13 protein-coding genes and 1 tRNA gene are annotated in these 16,571 nt (G+C 60.8%); 9 read left to right on the top strand and 5 right to left on the bottom strand.

The genetic code is table 11. The features are described from left to right. Positions 1–95: 95 nt before the first annotated feature. The 4 genes from KP003_RS20045 to KP003_RS20060 all read right to left on the bottom strand — a co-directional run bounded on the left by KP003_RS20045 (position 96) and on the right by KP003_RS20060 (position 3,677). Positions 96–1,466, bottom strand: coding sequence for a hypothetical protein (locus KP003_RS20045; protein ID WP_217300188.1), 1,371 nt, complete (start codon positions 1,464–1,466; stop codon positions 96–98). Next, entirely contained in the window at positions 1,463–1,705 is a 243-nt protein-coding gene (locus KP003_RS20050; protein ID WP_217300189.1) for a hypothetical protein, read from the bottom strand. Before KP003_RS20050 ends, KP003_RS20045 begins: the two co-directional genes overlap by 4 nt. Before the next feature lie 4 nt (positions 1,706–1,709). Then, positions 1,710–1,946, bottom strand: coding sequence for a helix-turn-helix transcriptional regulator (locus KP003_RS21670; protein ID WP_217300190.1), 237 nt, complete (start codon positions 1,944–1,946; stop codon positions 1,710–1,712). A gap of 420 nt (positions 1,947–2,366) precedes the next feature. Further along, positions 2,367–3,677: a tyrosine-type recombinase/integrase gene (locus tag KP003_RS20060; protein ID WP_217300191.1), complete on the bottom strand. Its 1,311-nt coding sequence runs from the start codon at positions 3,675–3,677 to the stop codon at positions 2,367–2,369. A 293-nt stretch (positions 3,678–3,970) separates the two neighbouring features. Between KP003_RS20060 and KP003_RS20065 the strand changes: the two genes are divergently transcribed. From KP003_RS20065 to KP003_RS20080, 4 genes are all read left to right on the top strand, one after another. After that, positions 3,971–4,047: transfer RNA gene (locus tag KP003_RS20065), tRNA-Arg, on the top strand. A gap of 594 nt (positions 4,048–4,641) precedes the next feature. Continuing rightward, complete coding sequence (locus KP003_RS20070) at positions 4,642–5,352, top strand: sensor histidine kinase (RefSeq protein ID WP_216497124.1); 711 nt, start codon at positions 4,642–4,644, stop codon at positions 5,350–5,352. A gap of 150 nt (positions 5,353–5,502) precedes the next feature. Beyond that, the gene (locus KP003_RS20075; protein ID WP_216497123.1) at positions 5,503–5,862 is read left to right on the top strand and encodes a hypothetical protein; all 360 of its coding nucleotides are present in this window, start codon (positions 5,503–5,505) and stop codon (positions 5,860–5,862) included. Positions 5,863–6,147: 285 nt separating this feature from the next. Beyond that, a complete protein-coding gene (locus KP003_RS20080; RefSeq protein WP_216497122.1) occupies positions 6,148–8,487 on the top strand; it encodes a multicopper oxidase family protein in 2,340 nt (779 codons plus the stop codon). Positions 8,488–8,666: 179 nt separating this feature from the next. Here KP003_RS20080 and KP003_RS20085 read toward each other — a convergent pair whose 3' ends face one another. Further along, positions 8,667–9,068 carry a PAS domain-containing protein gene (locus KP003_RS20085; protein ID WP_216497121.1) on the bottom strand — a complete coding sequence of 134 codons (402 nt, stop codon included), beginning with the start codon at positions 9,066–9,068 and terminating at the stop codon, positions 8,667–8,669. 194 nt (positions 9,069–9,262) lie between these two features. On the opposite strand from KP003_RS20085, the gene KP003_RS20090 reads away from it, so the two are divergent. From KP003_RS20090 to KP003_RS20110, 5 genes are all read left to right on the top strand, one after another. Further along, positions 9,263–9,946: a response regulator gene (locus KP003_RS20090; RefSeq protein WP_236026704.1), complete on the top strand. Its 684-nt coding sequence runs from the start codon at positions 9,263–9,265 to the stop codon at positions 9,944–9,946. Further along, positions 9,943–11,331, top strand: coding sequence for a sensor histidine kinase (locus tag KP003_RS20095; RefSeq protein WP_217300192.1), 1,389 nt, complete (start codon positions 9,943–9,945; stop codon positions 11,329–11,331). Before KP003_RS20090 ends, KP003_RS20095 begins: the two co-directional genes overlap by 4 nt. Before the next feature lie 419 nt (positions 11,332–11,750). Further along, entirely contained in the window at positions 11,751–13,802 is a 2,052-nt protein-coding gene (locus KP003_RS20100) for a TonB-dependent receptor plug domain-containing protein (protein WP_216497118.1), read from the top strand. Between the two features lie 14 nt (positions 13,803–13,816). Continuing rightward, complete coding sequence (locus KP003_RS20105; protein WP_236026677.1) at positions 13,817–14,380, top strand: TOL_0243 family YfiR-like periplasmic protein; 564 nt, start codon at positions 13,817–13,819, stop codon at positions 14,378–14,380. A gap of 1 nt (position 14,381) precedes the next feature. Beyond that, positions 14,382–16,553, top strand: a complete 2,172-nt coding sequence (locus tag KP003_RS20110) for a putative bifunctional diguanylate cyclase/phosphodiesterase (RefSeq protein WP_216497116.1) — start codon at positions 14,382–14,384, stop codon at positions 16,551–16,553. Positions 16,554–16,571: the final 18 nt, after the last annotated feature.

Below are 16,571 nucleotides of genomic sequence, written 5' to 3' on the forward strand. Positions count from 1 at the left end.
AAATCTAAAGTCTATAATCTAGTTGAGGTGGAGCTTAAGGTGGACCTCAAGGTAGAGCTTAAGGTAGAGCTTAAAGCTATCCTTGAAGGTATGCTTCAAGCTCTGCTTCTTTGCTTTTGTGTTTTCAACCCTCCCTTTTGCCCCCCTACTATCTTGCCCATTAAAGCAGTCTGTGCCTTGTCGTACTCCCTTTTAATCGGTTGGCTTACAAGTCGCCCATCGCTTTCGACCAACCAGCCCGATCTAATAAGGGCAGTTCGATGAGTCGCCCACTGGTCGGCAGTGATCCCTAGCCCCCTGTGGATGGCCCAATCATCATCAAGAATAGCCCCATCGTGGGCAATCCAAGCGATGTGCGCTAGGTGCAGGAATATACGGAACTCGTCAGGCTGTAGCGGATTCCGGCTTAGTTCGGTGGTAATCTCCTGAAAAGGATAATTGACGAATGTAGGCCGACGCAGTTCCAACGCAGCCGACGCAGACGGTGTATAAAGGTGGTCGGTTGATAGCCAGCCTCTCTCAAGGAAGGCTTGAAGATACTCCAGGCGGTCACGCTCGACGCAATGAGCATGGCGGCAGTGAACGGCCCAAGCCGGATATTGGGGCTGGGAGGCATTGGCTGCGAAGGTCGCAAGATCCTGGGCCTTCTCGCTATGCTGCTCCTCAAAAGGGCAGACGATGTGCTGCTTACCGTCTTTAGACTTATCGCGGAGGTACTTAGGATCTAGCGCCCCAATAAGGTCAAAGGACGGGTTCTGAACTGCCCAAGCGCGAAGATCAATTACCTCTCCGGTGGCGGGATCGACAAACTCAAATGCTGGGGAGGGTGCGGGAGTAGTAGCCGCTCTCGCATTACACAGACTGACCGGCCCTTCTGGTGCGATAGCTCTCCCTAAGTCGATGAAATGGTCAACGTCAAGCAGTTCACCGTCTTGTTGGCTTGCGAAGGTGTGACACTTCCCTTGTGGGGGGCATGAAGGCAAAAAGTGCGCCCTCGCTCTCTCAAGGCATGTTTGGTCTAAACACTCCATCACATCGGGGGAGAGTATGCTTTTTACTCCTTCCACAAGCAGCGCATGCTCTTCACGACCAACTGGACGCGACAATGGCAGAACGATACGAAACCGTGGTGCCTCAGGCGTATGCGAATAGGTGGAGTGGTAAACTGCAAAGGTACCGGGGAATAGCTCTAATACATCCTTTACAGCAGGCATCCCATGATCGAAGTCTAGGCAAATCCCCTGCGCGGCTATGAAAGTCTCGTTCCCCCTCTTGCCGCTAAAGGTTGCAGGAGCAAATAATTTACCGTCCTTTTCGTTTCTGACTGCATGTTTGGCAAAGGTCGAGATAACGCCCGCTTTGTCGAGGTCAAGCAGTTTGGCCTTGGTGCGCCTTAGGCTGGTGAATGTGCTAAAGCTGAACCGCTTACTGGGGGTGCCTTTTCCTTTCACGGGGGCATCTGTCATGCTTTCACCCCCCTTGCCTGCCGGTACAACCAAGCACGACAAGCGGCGAACCGCTTTACAGGCTGCATGAGTTCGCCAGTGGCATAAGCCATTATCACCGCGCGGGTCTCTTCATTGTCTTTGAACTCGAACGAGACAAGAGCCTGCCCTGATTGACGCAGGATTGAGGGGATTCTGTCGGTAGCGGTCATGATGGCCGCACAAAGGTCTATGTCTTTGGTGCTGGTCGATCTAGTCATGGTCTTACACCTCCTGACGGGAGTGCAACCAAGCCAGCAACTCACTTTCCAGGCGTCCAACGCTACCGACGCCCACGCGGATTACCTTCGGGAATCCTGGTTCCAGCCGCAACCGCCACAGGGATGTTCGAGACACTCCTAAAAGTTCTGCTTGTGCCTTCGGCCTTAACACTCTATCTGTGGCTTTGGATCTGTACTTGTCTTGTTGCGGTAGTATAACCATACTATCTTTTGAGTACATTATTGTTTCTCCTTTGACTTAATCTTTTAACAAAGCGGCCGCTATGTCGTTTGTACAACCTAGATCATGTTCCAGTAATAATCAAGGGGTAGCAGATTGCCCATACCTTTAAAAGGTACAAAACTATGCTTCACTATCCTGCACTAACATGCACTATCATGCACTATTGAAGAATCATTTATGAGACAGTATCTGCTCGTAACCTACCGCTATTACGTCAAATATAGTTTTTTTTACGCACTAGACTTATTGCCTAGTGCAAATACTATTTAAGCATTTGAAATAAAACGTGTTTTTGGTGAATACCTGTTCTTAAAATCATCTCCGAGCTAACATTATTTTTCACCAACACGCAATCAACAAAAAAGCCCTACCGGATTCACCAGTAGGGCTATGTATTTGTAATATTTAGATTTTGTGTTAGTTTGTGGCAGATTTGCCCCGGATCGGTATCACATTTGAAGGGAGGTCTTGCACTAGAGGCTTACCGATAATTTCGACCAGCTTATCCCGCCAAAGCGTAAGGGCATTTTCAATCTGCCGCTGGTATTTGTGCTGGTCATAGTTTCTCTTGGTGCCTTCCTTGGCATGGTTAAGGATAGCTTCGGCTGCATTCGTGGTGATACCGTCAATGTCGGACATGAAGGTTCTGCAAGTCCGGCGAAGATCATGAGCGCCCCAAGGGGGAAGCCCGAAATAATTGTTAGCCCTGAGCATGTGCCCTAACGCGTTAATGGCGATGGGTTTGATTACAGCTGGTTCCCCAGGCTTGATTTTAGCTGGCGCTGGTGACTTGAAAATCAACCCTGATTTCATTCCAATGATTTGTAGTGACTCAGGGACAAGATAAACCATGTGGTCTGCCCTCTTAACATCTAGCCGCGCCTTGGTCCGGTGTTTCGGGAGGGTCCACCAGTTACCGTTGATTTCGTCCGAGTGAAGCCCTAGGACCTCTGAGGGCCGCTGGCCTGTGAGCAGCATAAGCCGTAAAGCATTTTTAGCCTCAATGCTTCCCTTGCCGGTCTGAAGCGAATTCCATACGTGCCTGATTTCATCCTCGGTAAGGGTTCGGTTCTTAAAGGTGGGCTCCAGTTTGCTCCGTACCGGCTTAGACAGGAAACTCTTGATACTGGCGAGTATGAAAGGGTTTTCCCCTACAATCCCGCGTGGGAGGGCATAGGCGAACATGGGGCGGGCGGTCTTGATTATGTTGCGGGCTGCTGCGGCCGACCTTTCAGAGACAGCTTTCAAAAGTTTAGCAACGTCCTCAGCAGTTATGCTAGATGCTTTCTTTGACCGCCATGATTTGAAGTCATCCACTGCACCATCTTTCTCAGAACCAAGCAGTACACGCTTAATGTCGTAAACCGACTTTTCAGTAAGCTGGCCTTCGACATTGTTTGCAATGTACTCTGTCGCTAGTTGGTGAAAAGTTAACTCGTTGCGAAGTGCTTCCACAGCCGCTTTCTTTTCCGCTATGGGATCAAGGCCATTCTTAACCTTCCTCTTTGCCGCCATGAATTTATCCCTGGCAGTTTCGAGGGTAACATCGGGGTAGCCTCCCAGATTCATTTCCCGACGCTTGTCGCCAAAGGAATAGATATACAGCCATGTCTTAACACCGGAAGGCATCACGCGGATGGTAAAGCCGTTACCCTCACCCCTCACATACTTCTTATTCTCCGGCCTCAGCTTCTTAATCATGGCGTCCGTGAATGTCGTCACCTTCATGAGTGCCCCCCCTTGCTTGTTACGGCGTGGAAGTTGATGCCGTAATAGTGCCGTAGTAAATCCCTGTGCTCAGGTGAATTAATATGAAACAGTGTGACTATAGTAATACCGATAAAACACTGAAATGTCAAATAAGTTTAGTGGCGACTCAGGACAAAAGGTGACAAGGTGGGCGTGGATGAAACAAGAGACAATAAGGACTACGAATCCGTAGGTCGGGAGTTCGAATCTCTCCGAGCGCGCCATAAAAAGCGGGGTCAGGCTCTTCCTGACCCCTTGCATTTCTCAAGTTTGCGCCCGTAGCTCAGCTGGATAGAGCACAAGACTACGAATCTTGGGGCCGGGCGTTCGAATCGCTCCGGGCGCGCCATCTGAAAAGGGGGACCAGGCATTTTGCCTGGTCCCCCTTTTTTGTTTTTGGGTTGGCAGTCTGCGCCGGGTTCCCTCGGTCTTAACTCGGCCGCCGGGATGTCGCTCCTAGATGGGAAGGCTGCCGGGGCGCGCAAAAAGAGGGGCCCGTCGCCGGGCCCCGATTGCAGGGAACCGATGCAGAGTTTTGCCGGGCAGCAGGCCGATCCTGAGGTTGTGCTCGGGACGGGTGAAGCCGTGGCACATGGAGCAGTCGATCCGCGGGTTCGTAAAAAGGGGGGAGGCGTGTTCGCGGGTTCTCCCCTGGCCGGTGCGAGCCAGAGGCGTTACGCAGTGGGGGCGCGTCGGACATTATTTTTGATTGAAATTAACCTTTCAATAATTTAATGTGCAACGGTTGGTAAATCTTTTCATAAATACCCTGCGATCGTATAGGGCTTCCACCATGGGAACAGCTAGCGAAGAGTCGGAGAAGGTAAAACGCCGAGGGGGCGCAGGCACTGCCGGCGCGCCCTTCGGAGATGGATCGGCACCGTTTGCTCTTGGAGCTCGAACTGCACCAGACGGAATCGGAGTTGCAGGACAGCGGTTTCAGGTGGCGTGGGAGAACGCTGCCGCGCGGGCGCACAGCCTGGAGCTTACGGTGAAGGAGCTGGAATCCTTCAGCTATGCGGTTTCCCATGACCTGAGGGCACCGCTGCGCCACATAAACGGCTACCTGAGCATCCTGGCCCAGGATTTCGAATGCCATCTCCCCGAGGAGGCGCGGCATCTGCTGGAGCGCTCCCGCCAAGCCACGAGGGACATGAGCCGGTTGATCGATGACATGCTCGAGCTGGCCAAGGTAAACCGTATCAAGCTGAAAAGCGACATGGTCAACCTGAGCGCCCTGGCCCGCGGGGCGATGGAGCGGCTCGCCGAAGGGGACCCGGGGCGGTCAGTCGAGGTCGTCATCGTCGACGGGCTGTACGTCCAGGGTGATAAGGCCCTGCTGACCCAGTTGATGTGGAACCTCTTGGAGAACGCCTGGAAGTACACCTCGACCAGAGACAACCCGAAGATCGAAGTCGGCCGGATCATCGTTGACGACCAGCTGGTAATCTTCATCAAGGACAACGGGGTCGGCTTTGACCGCAAGTACAAGGAGAACCTCTTCGTCGCCTTCCAGAGGCTGCACGGCAGAGAATTCGAAGGCAACGGCATAGGGCTCGCCACAGTCAAACGAATCATCGACAGGCACGAGGGAAAGATTTGGGCCGAATCGGAAAAAGGGCAGGGATCGATCTTCTTCTTCGTGCTGCCATAGTAAGGCAGAGACAATGCATCGCTTGCAAGGGATCAAGCCGTCAGGCCTGGTCCTTTTGTTTTCGAGTCATCTCTTTGTTGATGTCTGTGTCTTTTTCTTCTATACTGGCGAGATTGTTCAAAGCTCAAACAGCACAAGGAGGAGGTAATCATGAATGTCGCGATAGTCCATAAAGCAAATGTGAATGACGAGGTGCTTGACGGCCTGGCCAGAGAGCTCCCTAGCATCATTTCCGAATTGCTGGAAATCCGCGGCGGGAAGATGGCCATCCTCAAACCGGAGCAGATCTCGCTGCAGTTTTCCCAGGCAAGCAGCCGGGACATCGGCGCGGACATCCGCATCATCGTGCTGGCCCGTAGCCTTGGACCCCGCACCTCGGTTGAAAACAAGCTCGCCGCGGCCATCCTGGAAAAGGTCATGGCCATGGTCAAGGGAATCGCAGATGCCTGCTCGATCACGGTGAGGCTCTACCTTACCGAAATCGGCGCCGCGGAGTACGTTCCGGAGTAGCTGCCAAGAACAGCGTTCATATAAACTCAATGACAAAGGGTCAGCCTAAAAGGCTGGCCCTTTTTGTTTTCCAGCGCCGGAATGAAAATCAACCCGACATGACTGAATGACAAGGGGTGCGAAAAATAAGACAGTCTTCCCCGGCAAAGGATGAAATCGTTACAGAAAATCCGTGGTCGGATGCGGCAAAAGTCGGGTCTCGACGCAAAAACAGCCGGTTACGCGTGGGAACAAAAATTGCGTTTAATGGTTATGTGATCAAATCGTGGTGGAGGAGGCTGTGCTATGAGGACGAGACTTATACTTTGTACTCTGGGAGCGGTGGCACTTGTCACAACATCCCTGATTGATGCGTGGGGAGGAGTTTCCCCACAGGTTCCACTGGCAGGTTCCTCCATTCCCCAGTTCGTGGATCGCCTGCCCGATCTGGACCTCATTCCCGCCGGGAGCGACCGGATCGAACTCCGCATGAAGGAGTTCAAGACCATGGTGCTCCCGGCGAAAACAGTCCCCGGTTACAGCGGCACCTGGGTCTGGGGATACCTGAAGCCGGACCAGGCGGCGGGACAGCTCGCCGACGGCACGGTGCCGGGGCGCCACTCCTTCATCGGGCCGGTGATCGCGGCAACCCGCGGCGTACCAACGGAGATGAAGTTCATCAACGATCTCCCCACCGCAAGGAGCACCAGGGTGCTGGCCTACAGGTACGGCACGGACCAGACACTGCACTGGGCGGACCCGCTCCACGACGGCGAGAGCATGTGCGCGCATATGGCCATGCCGCCGGAGCCAGGCAGCGACTGCGCGGCCAACTACGGCGAAAGCTACGATGCGCCGATCCCGGCGGCGGTCCACCTGCACGGCGGCGAGGTTCCCCCGCAACTGGACGGGGGGCCGGATTCGTGGTTCACCAGCGACGGCACCAGGAAGGGCGCTTCCTTCTACAGCAAAGACGGCTCCAGCGCCTCGAACTACGCCATCTACCGCTACCCCAACAGCCAGGAGGGAGCGCCGATCTGGTTCCATGACCATACCCTGGGGGCCACCCGGCTCAACGTCTATGCGGGGCTGGCCGGCGCCTACCTCGTGACCGATCCGCCGCACGACCCCAAGAACCTGCCGGAGCTGATCCCGCTGGTGGTCCAGGACCGCATGTTCGACAGCAACGGGCAGCTCTTCTTCACGGCGGGGACGGCGGGTGGCGCGCTCTGGGCGCTCAACCCGGAACACCCCTACTGGAACCCGGAGTTCGTGGGAGACGTGATCGTGGTTAACGGGAAGTCCTGGCCCTACAAGGAGGTGCAGGCCAAGCGCTACACCCTGCTGTTTCTGAACGGGTCCAACGCGAGGAGCTACGAGATGGCGCTGGTGGACCCGGTTTCCAAGAACCCCGGCCCGCCGCTGTGGGTGATCGGCACCGACGGGGGGTACCTGGACCGGCCGGTGAAGATCGATCCGAGGGCTTCGGGAAAACTGGTCCTGTTGCCGGGCGAGCGCTACCAGGTCATCGTCGACTTCGCGGGATACCAGGCCGGCAGGATAGGCCCCAACGGGGCCCCCTACTCCGGCAGCTGGCTGCTGCGCAACACGGCCAAGACCCCCTATCCGGGAGGGGAGACAGCCGACGGCAACACGACGGGGAGGATCCTGCAGTTTCGCGTGGTGGGCGGGACCATCGCGGACGGCTCCTTCAACCCCGCCCTGGCCGATGCGCGGCTTCGGGGTGGCACCGACCAGGGGCCGCCCCTGGTGCGGCTGGCCGACCCGGCGACCGGGACCGTGGCGCCGGGGGTGGCGGTGCATAAGACCAGGCAGTTGACCCTAAACGAGGTGATGGGGATGGCGCAGGCGGCTACGAACCCGGTGGACGGGGCCCAGACCGCCTACCCGGGAGGGCCGCTCGAGATCCTGGTCAACAACACCAAGTGGACCGGCAAGCGTATCGTCGGCGTAGAGGGGGGGATGTACCAGTTCGAGCCCATCCCGGGCTTCGCTGCCGACGCCGGCGGAAACTTCGTCTCCGAGCGCCCGCAGGAGGGGGAAACCGAGGTGTGGGAGATCGTGAACCTGACCGAGGACGCCCATCCCATCCACCTGCACCTGGCGCAGTTCCAGCTGGTGAACCGGCAGGGCTTCGACGCCAAGGCGTACGCCGCGGCCTACGCCGCCGCTTTCCCCGGCGGGGGGTACGACCCGATGACCGGGCAGCCTTATCCGAAGGGGGTCTTCATTCCGGGCTTCGGGCCGCCGCAGAGCTACGACAACAACCCCGGCAACGCGCGTGCCGTCGGGGGGAACCCGGACATCGCTGCCGTGGGTAAAAACGGCAAGCCGCTCTACCTGAGAAACGCGCTTCCGCCGCTGCCCCACGAAGCGGGGTGGAAGGACACCGTCATCGCCTATCCGGGACAGGTGACCCGGATCGCCGTGCGCTGGGCACCGACCGACCTGCCGGCCTCGAGCCCGGCCGCGGCGGGCTTCTTCCCCTTCGATCCCAACGGCGGCAACGGCTACGTCTGGCACTGCCACATCATCGACCACGAGGACAACGAGATGATGCGCCCGGACCAGGTGCTTGCCAACCCGGCGGCTGCCCGCAGTTACCTTTTGGGGAGTGACTACTGACCAGGTGACCGACCGCGGCGGGCAACAGGGGGGCGCCGCGGCGATAAAAGGGGTCATGCCGACGCATGACCCCTTTTATAAGGTTCGTCAGGGGAATCCAGAGAGGACACGCCTGCCCCTCCTCGCTGCTTTGCCCACCCATCCGTAAGTGGAGTGGGTGCGGGAAATCGCTGGCCGGCCTAATGCCCGGAGCAGCTGGCGCAACCCCCCTCGCAGCTCTTGGGGATGAGGCGCTCGGAGGCGAACTCGGTGATGTCGTTGGCGAAGTGGACGTAGAAGTCTTCGGCGCCCGCCAGCGGAATCCAGTAGCTGTCCAGGACGGCCGACCTGAAGTCGTACCAGGCGGTGTCGCGCACGCCGGTCTTGTCGCGCAGGGCGACGTTGGCGCGGCAACCGGCGTGGTGCTTCTTCTCGCCGAGGTCGACGCACCTGAGGCCAGTGGGGTAGCCCAGGGTCTGCGCGGCCTTGTTGGCCTCCAGTATGGTCCTGTCCTTGTAGATCAGCATCACGGGCTCGGGGTAGTTGTCCCAGAAAAGGTGGAAATTCCTGCGGATCTCTTCGCTCACTTCGATCTGGCTCATGTCTGCTCCTTGGTTCTTGGCGCGCCGCAAGGGTCGCGGCGCGGCTTCCCTTTGCATGGTAGTGGCCACAGGGTAGCGAAAAGGTGTAAAGAAAGTATGTGACGTATGTAAAAAAAAGGTAAAAAAAGCGAGAGCCTCGCGCTTCCCTGTTACTATGCGGAACAAGGAAAAACCGGAGGCGGGGTGTGACCGAGATGAAAAACATTTTCCTGGTCGATGACGACCTGAGGCTCAGGCGTCTGGTAGCCAAGTTCCTTGGCGAGTACGGCTTCACCACCAGAGAGTTCCCGGACGGTGGAGCGGTGGTCGAGGCGCTGCACGAGGGGGAACCGGCGGCGGTAATCCTGGATATCATGCTCCCCGGCGAGAACGGGCTCTCTATCTTGAAACGGATCCGCGAGGAGAGCGCGGTCCCGGTGATCATGCTGACGGCCAGGGGGGACGACGAGGATCGCATCGCCGGCCTGGAGCTTGGGGCGGACGACTACCTCCCCAAGCCCTTCAACCCGCGGGAGCTTCTGGCGCGCATCAACGCCGTGCTCAGGCGCAGCCAGCCCACCCCCGCCGGCGATCGCATCGAGGCGGGCGGGTTCGTCCTTTTGCGCAAGCGGCGCACGGTCTCCCGGCAGGGGCAGGAGGTCGAGCTGTCGGCGACCGAACACCGGCTCCTGGAGGCGCTGATGAGCTACCCGGGCACGGTGCTCACCCGCGAGGCGCTTTTGAACTACGCACGCGGCAAGGATTTCGGCCCCTTCGACCGCAGTATCGACGTCCACATCAGCAAGCTGCGCACGAAGACCGAGCAGATCTCGGGGGGGAAGCGCTGCATCAAGACGGTCTGGGGCTCCGGCTACATGTTCGAGGTGGAGGAACCGTGATCCGCAGCCTTTATCTCAAGATCCTGCTGCACTGGTGCGTGGCGCTCGCCCTCACCGAAGCCCTCGTCTTCGTCCTCTTCCTGTTCGTGGTAGGGGAAAGCCACCGCCAGTACGTGACCAAGTCGGTCGCGCAGAGCAGCCACGTCGCGGCGGATTTCCTGGAGCTCTCGGTTGCCGCGGCGCTGGCCCGGGGCGTCGACGAGGCCGCCGCGGTGCAGGGCGCCGCGCGGCAGCTCGCCCTGAGAAGCCACGCCCTGGTGTGGGTCACCGATGCCGCGGGGGAGCTGCTGGGCGCCTCCTTTGAGGGGCGGCGCCCCCCTGAGGTCGAGACGGTGGCGCGCCGGACCGGGAGCCACGACGGGGTGACCGTGACCGTCGACCCGGCCGGGGGGTTCCCCTGGTACGCGGTGCTTCCGGTGACCGGCGCGGAGCACCGCCCCCTGCGGTTGTACCTTTTGTCGCAGCGCCACGGCGGCAGTTTTCCGGCGGGGGGGTTCGCCGCGGGGCTCGCCCTGATCGGTGCGCTGGTGGCGCTGCTCGCGGTGCCGCTCACCCTGCGCATCACCCGGCCGCTCAAGCGCCTGGAGGAGTCGGCCCTGCGCATCGCCGCCGGGGACCTGTCGGCGCGGGCGGAACTCTCCGAGCGCGACGAGATCGGGCGCCTGGCCCGCGCCTTCAACGACATGGCCGAGACGGTGGAGCGGATGGTGCGCGGCGGCCGCGAGCTGACCGCCAACGTCTCCCACGAACTGCGCAGCCCCCTGGCGCGCATCCGGGTGGCGGGCGAGTGTCTGGAAACGGCGGTCGCCCGCTGCGACCGGGAAGATGCCGGGGAGATGCTGGAGGTGATCCGTGAGGAGATCGAGGAGGCGGACCGCCTGGTGGGGGAGATCCTGCAGTACTCGAGGCTGGACCTGCAGGCGCCCCTGCAGCTGGGGGGGCGGGTCGACCTCCCCGAACTGATCGGGGGGGTGGCGAAAGGGGTGGGGCCGCTGGCGAAAAGCAGGGGAATCCCGCTGCGCCTGGAGCTGCACGGCGGCGAGACCATTGCCGGCAACGAGGAGGTGCTGCGGGTTGCCGTGAAGAACCTGCTCGAGAACGCGGTGCTGCACGGCACTCCCGGCGCGGAGGTGCTCGTGGAGCTGGACCGGGAAGACCAGGGGGTCCGGCTGCGGATCACCAACGGCCACGCGCCGCTCGACGAGCAGGAGCTGGCCTCCATCTTCGAGCCGTTCTACCGGGGCAGGGACGCGGCGGCGCAGGGGAGCGGGCTCGGTCTCGCCATAGCCCGCAAGGTCGTCGCCCTGCACAACGGCGACATCGCCGCGTGCAACGTCCCCGGCGGATTCCAGGTCCGCGTCACGCTGCCGCGAGCGCGGGGATGAGGGATTGCGTCGCTGCGACAAGAAGCCATTGAACGCTAAGGTTTAAGACCGATCTTCCGAAGAGAGGAATGAAAGAACGGCGGCAAAATAATACCTGCAGCAGACATTGATGTTCGATTGCATTGGTTGTGCAGTGTGATACGCTTCCCACGATATGCGGGCAAGTCATAACGCATGGTTGGCGCAATGTAGTTGCAGGTAATTAATGTTACTCGTCTCCTCTTTCTCGATGTGACTGTATCTGCGTCACCGCCATTGCCGTATTAAGCATTGACAATAATAATAAAATATTAAATGATCCATCACCCATCAAGAGCTTTCACGGATTTTTTCGATATCATGCAGTGCCTTCTTCCTCAAGCTCGTTGTTCCGTCCGGCGGCACAGGTGCAAAAGAAGCAGGCACGCTGGAGGAAGGCGATGAGAAAATCCCGTCCCGGCCTGCGGCTGGTGCTTGTCGGCTCACTGCTGCTCTCCCTTTCCTGCGGCAGGACGGCGCTCGCCCAGGACGCGGAGCAGGCGGCGCCGTCCGACCTCGAGTCGATGGACCTGGAGCAGCTCACCAACCTGAAGGTGGAGACGGTCTACGGCGTCTCCAAGTTCGAGCAGGTGGTGACCGAGGCGCCCGCGTCGGTGACCGTGGTCACCTCCGAGGAGATCAGGCGCTACGGCTGGCGCACCCTGGCCGACGTGCTGAAGGCGACCCGCGGCTTCTTCGCCACCTACGACAGGAACTACAGCTACATCGGCACCCGCGGCTTCAACCGCCCCGGCGACTACAACACCCGGGTGCTCCTTTTGGTTGACGGCCACCAGATCAACGATGCCATCTATGAATCGGCGGCCATCGGCACCGAGTTCATCCTGGACATGGCACTCATCGACCGCATCGAGATCATCAGGGGCCCCAGTTCGTCCCTCTACGGCGCGGGGGCCTTCTTCGGCGTGATCAACGTGATCAGCAAGAGCGCCAGACAGATCGAGGGGGTCGAGCTGGGAGGGGGCTGGGGGAGCCAAAAGACCGGCTCCGGCCGCATCAGCTACGGCAAGCTCTTCAACGGCGGCGAGTTCCTGCTCTCCGGTTCCGGCTATGACAGTCGGGGCAACGACCGCCTCTTCTTCCCCGAGTTCAACGATCCGGCCACCAACAACGGCATCGCCCGCAACATGGACCGGGACCGCAGCTACTCGCTGTTCGCCTCGGGGCACCTGCACGACTTCACCCTGGCCGGCGCCCTCGTCTCGCGGGACAAGAGGATCCCCACCGCCTCCTTCGGTACCATCTTCAACGACCCGCGCACCGACTCCAACGACCGCAGGAGCTATCTCGACCTCAGGTACGACAAGGCCATCGACGGCACGAGCGTCACCGCCAGGCTCTTCTACGACGAGTACCGCTTTACCGGGAACTTCGCCTATGACCGCACCGGCGACGATCCTCCCTTGTACCCGGCGAGCTACGTGAACCGCGACCAGCACCTGGCGCGCTGGTGGGGCGCGGAGGTGCAGGCGAGCCGCCAGCTGCTGCCGCGCCTGCAACTGACCGGCGGGGCCAGGGTCCGGGACAACTTCCAGGTCGAGATCCCCAACTACGACCTCGTGCCGGGGGGGCGCCGGCTGGATAACAGCCACGAAAACGTCTTCTACGCCCTCTTCGGCCAGGCCGAACTGCGCATCCTGGACACGCTCATCCTGAATGCCGGGGTGCGCTACGACCACTACGAGACCTTCGGCGGGGCCACCAGCCCCCGCCTGGCACTGATCTACACCCCCGTGGAGGGGACCGTCTTCAAGCTCATCTACGGCCACGCCTTCCGGGCGCCCAACGCCTACGAACTCTACTACAACGACGTCTTCGACGGCTACGCCACCAGCACGTCGCTCAGGCCGGAAACCGTGCGCAGCTACGAGGCGATCTACGAGCAGTACTACGGCGGCGTGCTGCGCACCAGCGCGAGCGTCTTCTATAACAAGATCGACAACCTGATCAGCTACCAGGACGTGTCGCCGACCCAGGTGGCCTTCGCCAACATCGACCGGGTCAAGGCGGTGGGGGGCGAGTTCGAGATAGAGGGGCAATGGAGCAGCGGCTTCGCGGCCAGGAGCAGCTACGGCTACGTCGCGGCCAGGAACGAGGGGACCGAGCAGAGCCTGGACTACTCGCCGCGCCACCTGGTGAAGCTGAACCTGACCGCGCCCCTGTACCGCAAGAACGTGTTCGCGGGGATCGAGATGCAGGGGGTGAGCCGGCGCGAGTTCAGCCACAACGGCGCCGGGGTCGCTTCTCCGGGGTACCTGGTCACCAATGCCACCCTCTCCTCGACGGCGCTGCTGCCGGGGCTGGATGCTTCCTTCTCCGTGTACAACCTCCTGGACCGGCGCCTCGACGACCCGGCCACCACCGACCACGCGCAGAGCCTGATCCCCCAGGACGGCAGGACCTACCGGCTCCTGTTCAGTTACCGGTTCTAAGGAGAGGGATGCCGATGCCAGCGATCCGCATAAGGAGGTGCCGCCTGGGGCTGATGCTCCCGGCCCTTCTCTGCCTGCTGCTGGGGGGGGCGGGGCGGTTGCTTGCGGAAGCGCCCCAGGAATACCAGGTGAAGGGGGCCATGGTGTTCAACATGGCCAAGTACATCGAGTGGCCCACGGGCGTCTTCTCCGGAAGCGGGGCCCCGCTGGTGGTCTGCAGCATCGGGCGCGGCCCCTTCACCGGGGCCCTGGAGCAGTACCGCGGCAAGACGGTGCTGGGGCATCCCCTGCAGGTGAGGCGGATGCAGCCCGGCGAGGAGCTGGGGGAGTGCCACCTGCTGGTGGTGAGCGGGGTGGAGAAGCGCTACCTTGCCGGGATCCTGGACCAGGCGCGCAAGCGGTCGCTGTTGACGGTGAGCGATATCCCCGATTTCGCGCGGCTCGGGGGGATCATAGGTCTCGTGGAGGTCGAGGGGCGAGTCCGCTTCGAGATCAACGTCAAGGCGGCGCAGCAGTCCCGTTTCAAGATCAGTTCCCAGCTTCTGAAGCTGGCCAGGATCGTACGCGAAGGTGAATGACATGAGGCGTCCCGGCGAAAAGTTCATCAGAAACCTCCCCCTGCAGCGCAAGCTGATGCTGATCATCATGGGGTGCTGCACGGCGACCCTTTTCGTCTCCTCCCTCTTCTTCGTGGCGCGCGAGGCCAAGGTCCTGTACCGGAACCAGCAGGAGTACCTGGTTTCGCTGGCTGACATGATCGGCAGAAACAGCGCACCGGCGCTGGCCTTCAACGACCCGAAGCCGGCGCTGGATACCATCAGGCCCGTCACCGAGAAGGGCAACATCCTCGCGGTCTACATCCTCAACAAGGATGGCCGCCTGTTCGTGCGCTACCAGGCCGCCGGGCAGGTGCACACCGCCCTTCCCCTGGAGGGCCTGCCGGACTGGGCGTCGCAGGACCAGGTGGCCGAGGCGGTGCGGCAGGTGACCAGCGAGGCCTACACCAGCTCGTTTCTGTCCGGCTACGCCAGCGTGGTCAGGCCGATCCGGCTGGACGGCGAGCAGATCGGCACCGTGGTGATCCATGCCAACGCCAGTGGGTTCCTTAACAGCCTGCGCTGGAACGTCCTGGTCGCGCTCGGTTTCATGGCGGTCACCTTCCTGGTCTTCTGCCTGTTTTCGGCCCGGCTGCAGCTGATGATCTCGGCTCCGCTTTTGGGTCTGCTGGCAGCCATGAAGGAGATTTCCGCCAGCAAGAATTTCGCGCTGCGCGTGACCAAGCCCTGCGACGACGAGATCGGGCTCTTGTACGACGGCTTCAACGAGATGCTCCACGAGATCGAGGAGAGGGACCAGATCCTCAGGCAGCGCCAGGCCCACCTGCAGCAGCTCGCCCATTACGACCCGCTGACCCGGCTCCCCAACCGGACCCTGTTCTACGACCGCCTGGCCCAGGCGCTGTTCCACGCCGAGCGGGCCCGGGAGGCGGTGGCGGTCATCTTCATCGACCTCGACCACTTCAAGGACATCAACGACACCCTGGGGCACCGTACCGGGGACCTGCTGCTCATCGAGGTGGCCGGGCGGCTCGGCACCGTGGTCAGGAGCTGCGACACGGTGGCCCGCCTGGGAGGGGACGAGTTCACCATCTTCTGCCAGAACGTGGCCAACGAGGAGAACGCGGCCCTGGTGGCGCAGAAGCTGGTCGCCCTGTTCGCCACCCCCTTCCGCCTGGGCTCCAGCGAGATCCGCGTCACCGCCAGCGTCGGGGTGACCCTCTTTCCCCACCACGGCAAGACCGTGGACGAACTGCTCATGAACGCCGACATCGCCATGTACCACGCCAAGGGGTGCGGCAAGAACGTCTTCGCGTTGTTCGACAAGCGGATGAACGAGCACGCCAGCGAACGGGTGACGCTTTTGGCCGACCTGCGCCAGGCGGTGGAGCTGGGGCAGTTCGTGCTGCACTACCAGCCCAAGGTCGACCTCCTGACCGGCAAGGTGACCAGCGTCGAGTCGCTGGTACGCTGGATGCACCCAAGGCTTGGGATGCTGGCGCCCGACAAGTTCATCCGCCTGGCCGAGGAGAGCGGCATGATTGCGGAGCTCACCGCCTGGGTGCTGCGCACCGCGTGCCTGCAGGCCAAGGCGTGGCAGGACGCGAACCTGGCGCCGGTCCGGGTGGCGGTGAACCTTTCCCCGTTCCACTTCCAGCGCCAGGACGTGAAGCAGTCGGTCTGCGCCGTGCTGGAGGCGACGGGGCTGGACCCCACCCTTTTGGAGATAGAGATCACCGAGAGCGCCCTGATGCAGAACGACGAGTACACCTGCCGCGTGCTGAGAGAGCTGCGCGAGATGGGGATCACCATCTCCGTCGACGATTTCGGCACCGGCTATTCCTCGCTCTCCTACCTGCACCGCTTCCCCATCAACACCTTGAAGATCGACCGCACCTTCATTCTGAACATGATGAAGAGCTCGGAGGATCAGGCCATCGTGACCGCCATCATCGCCATGGCCAAGAGTCTCAAGATGCAGATCGTGGCGGAGGGGGTGGAATCGGTGGACCAGCTGGAGGCCCTGAAGGACCAGGGATGCCACGAGATCCAGGGCTTCCTGGTGTCACGTCCGGTGAACGCGGAGCGCGTCGCCCGGTTCTTCACCGACGAGGATCACCTGCAGTTGCAAAATTCCGCCGCGCAGCCCCTGGCAGAAGGGACCGCGCAGCATCTGGTAAACGGCAAGGCCTAGGCCCGCCGAGGGGGGATG

This window comes from Geomonas diazotrophica (assembly GCF_019063885.1).
Classification (GTDB): domain Bacteria; phylum Desulfobacterota; class Desulfuromonadia; order Geobacterales; family Geobacteraceae; genus Geomonas; species Geomonas diazotrophica.

Excerpts from the sequence above, each read along its gene's own strand:
- KP003_RS20045 (WP_217300188.1), bottom strand. The coding sequence starts at position 1,466 with ATGACAGATGCCCCCGTGAAAGGAAAAGGCACCCCCAGTAAGCGGTTC.
- KP003_RS20050 (WP_217300189.1), bottom strand. The coding sequence starts at position 1,705 with ATGACTAGATCGACCAGCACCAAAGACATAGACCTTTGTGCGGCCATC.
- KP003_RS21670 (WP_217300190.1), bottom strand. The coding sequence starts at position 1,946 with ATGTACTCAAAAGATAGTATGGTTATACTACCGCAACAAGACAAGTAC.
- KP003_RS20060 (WP_217300191.1), bottom strand. The coding sequence starts at position 3,677 with ATGAAGGTGACGACATTCACGGACGCCATGATTAAGAAGCTGAGGCCG.
- KP003_RS20075 (WP_216497123.1), top strand. The coding sequence starts at position 5,503 with ATGAATGTCGCGATAGTCCATAAAGCAAATGTGAATGACGAGGTGCTT.
- KP003_RS20080 (WP_216497122.1), top strand. The coding sequence starts at position 6,148 with ATGAGGACGAGACTTATACTTTGTACTCTGGGAGCGGTGGCACTTGTC.
- KP003_RS20085 (WP_216497121.1), bottom strand. The coding sequence starts at position 9,068 with ATGAGCCAGATCGAAGTGAGCGAAGAGATCCGCAGGAATTTCCACCTT.
- KP003_RS20090 (WP_236026704.1), top strand. The coding sequence starts at position 9,263 with ATGAAAAACATTTTCCTGGTCGATGACGACCTGAGGCTCAGGCGTCTG.
- KP003_RS20100 (WP_216497118.1), top strand. The coding sequence starts at position 11,751 with ATGAGAAAATCCCGTCCCGGCCTGCGGCTGGTGCTTGTCGGCTCACTG.
- KP003_RS20105 (WP_236026677.1), top strand. The coding sequence starts at position 13,817 with ATGCCAGCGATCCGCATAAGGAGGTGCCGCCTGGGGCTGATGCTCCCG.
- KP003_RS20110 (WP_216497116.1), top strand. The coding sequence starts at position 14,382 with ATGAGGCGTCCCGGCGAAAAGTTCATCAGAAACCTCCCCCTGCAGCGC.